Here is a 2,300-nt window from a genome sequence, read left to right on the forward strand (position 1 = left end):
GCGGGCTGGGCCTTCCGCGAGAGCGGTAGCGGGGTTCCCCGCTGCCCGACCCCCAGGACGGGCAGCGGGGACCGGGTGTCAGGAGACGTTCTGGATCATCCGTTGCAGCACCCCCCGCGCCGCCACGGGGTCCGCGTCCTCGACACCCTCGTGGATGCGCTCGCGCAGGTAGGTCGCCGTCGCGGTCCGCAGTTCGGGCACGGTCATGGGGGCGCCCTCCGGGGAGAGGTCCGCCGGGGAGAGGTTGCGCAGCAACCAGAACTGGTGGTGGGCATGTGCGGAACACCTCTCGCCGTGGGGAGAACCAGCGAGGGAGAACCTAGGACTTCGAGTTAGCTCCAGGTCAAGAGCGGCCGGAGCACCCGGCAGCGCACCAGCTTCAGCGCCCCATCCGCTCCGCCGCCCACGCCAGCGCCTCCGGCCCCGCCCCGTCCGCCGACAGGTCCGCCCGGCCCAGGAACGCCGTCGTCGGGTGCGACCGCAGCTCCCGCCGCACCTCCCCCGGCGCCCCCGCCGCCACCAGGTCGCACAACCGCCGGTGCCGCGCCGCCAGCTCGTGCAACGTCTCCACCTCCTCGTGCGCGCCCCGGTTCAGGCTCATCAGCACGCCCAGCGGGTGCGCGATCGTCTCGAACGCGGCGGTCAGCCTCCGGTTGTCCGGCAGGCCGATGAACGCCCGGTGGAACTCCAGGCCGTCCAGGGCCGCCGGGGCGCCGTCGGCCGCGTCGGCCGCCGCCTCCATGCGGCGCACCGCCGCGTCCAGGCGGGCCAGCGGCGCCGGGCGGGCGGGAACGCCCGCGTCCACCGCCAGCTCCTCCAGGTGCTCGCGCAGCACCACGATCTCGTGCGCGTCCCGCAGCGTCAGCGTCACCACCCGCCACCCCGCGCGCGGCACGTGCTCGACCAGGCCGTCGCGCTCCAGCACGCGCAGCGCCTCGCGCAGCGCGGCCCGGCTCACCCCGACGTCGTCGGCCACCGCCTGCTCCACCAGGTGCTGCCCCAGCGCCAGCCGCCCGGTGAGGACGCGCGCCCTCAGCTCCGTCGCCGCCAGGTCCGTGACGCTGGTCGGACCGCCGATCCGGCCGCCCTCGCGCCTGCCGCGCCCCGCCACCCCGGCCTCCTCGCCTCGACGCGGCCAACCCTAGTCAGCGCACCACCCGCCTCGGCACCACCACCGGCCGCCCGGTCTCCGGGTCGGTCAGCACGCCGCACTCCACGTCGAACACCTCCCGCAGCAGCGCGGGCGTCAGCACCCGCGCCACCGGACCGGACGCCACGACCCGGCCGTCGCGCATCGCCACCACGTGCTCGGCGTACCGGGCGGCCAGTCCCAGGTCGTGCAGGACCATCACCACCGTCAAGCCCCGCAACGAGGTCACCGCGTCCAGCACGTCCAGCTGGTGCGCCACGTCCAGGTGGTTCGTCGGCTCGTCCAGCAGCAGCACGTCGGTGCGCTGCGCCAGCGCCAGCGCGATCCACGCCCGCTGCCGCTGCCCGCCGGACAGGGTGTGCAGCGGCCGGTCCGCCAGCTCCGCCAAACCCGTGCGGCGCAACGCGTCCAGCACGACCTCCTCGTCCGGCCTCGACCACTGGTCGTACCAGCGGCGGTGCGGGTCCCGGCCGCGCGTCACCAGGTCCACCACGGTCAGCCCGTCGGGCGCCTGCGGTTCCTGCGGCAGCAGGGCGACCTTGCGGGCGAACGCGCGCGGCGCAGTGCGGCGCACGTCCTCGCCGTCCAGCAGCACCCGGCCGGAATCCGCAGGCAGCAACCGGGAGAGCGCGCGCAGCAGGGTGGACTTGCCGCACCCGTTGGGCCCCACGACCGCGGTCACCGACCCGGTCGGCACGGTCAGCCCGACCCCGTCCACGGCCGCGTGGTCGCCGAAGCGCACCACCAGGTCCTCGGCGCGCAGCGTCGTGCTCATGACGGGAACCTCCGGGAACGGACCAGCAACCACACGAGGAAGGGCGCGCCGACCACCGCGGTCACCGCGCCCGCGGGGACCGTGATCGGCGCGAAAGCCGTGCGCGCCACCAGGTCCGCCGCGAGCAGCAGCCCGGCGCCGAGCGCGGCGGACGCGGCCAGCGGGGGACGTGGCGCGGCGCAGGACAGGCGGGCCAGGTGCGGGGCGACCAGCGCCACGAACCCGACCGGGCCCACGGCGGACGCGGCGACCGACGCCAGCACGACCGCGCACAGCAGCAGCGCCACGACCACCCGGCCCGCGCGGTGCCCGAGCGCCGACGCGACCGGGAAACCCAGCTGCACGGCGGGGATCCGGGCCGACAGCGGCACGAGC

Annotated in this window: 4 protein-coding genes; all 4 read right to left on the reverse strand. The window is 76.3% G+C overall.

Annotated features, from left to right (window positions below; all coding sequences use genetic code 11):
* Positions 1-78: 78 nt before the first annotated feature.
* On the reverse strand, positions 79-255 hold the full coding sequence (locus tag ACTUAL_RS27210) for a hypothetical protein (RefSeq protein ID WP_440902240.1): 177 nt from the start codon (positions 253-255) through the stop codon (positions 79-81).
* A gap of 124 nt (positions 256-379) precedes the next feature.
* The gene (locus ACTUAL_RS27215) at positions 380-1,111 is read right to left on the reverse strand and encodes a GntR family transcriptional regulator (protein ID WP_440902241.1); all 732 of its coding nucleotides are present in this window, start codon (positions 1,109-1,111) and stop codon (positions 380-382) included.
* Positions 1,112-1,145: 34 nt separating this feature from the next.
* Positions 1,146-1,925, reverse strand: coding sequence for an ABC transporter ATP-binding protein (locus ACTUAL_RS27220; RefSeq protein WP_440902242.1), 780 nt, complete (start codon positions 1,923-1,925; stop codon positions 1,146-1,148).
* The coding region (locus tag ACTUAL_RS27225; RefSeq protein WP_440902243.1) for an iron chelate uptake ABC transporter family permease subunit at positions 1,922-2,300 on the reverse strand (379 nt) is incomplete at its 5' end. The genes ACTUAL_RS27220 and ACTUAL_RS27225, both read right to left, overlap by 4 nt.

The organism is Actinosynnema sp., assembly GCF_052038725.1.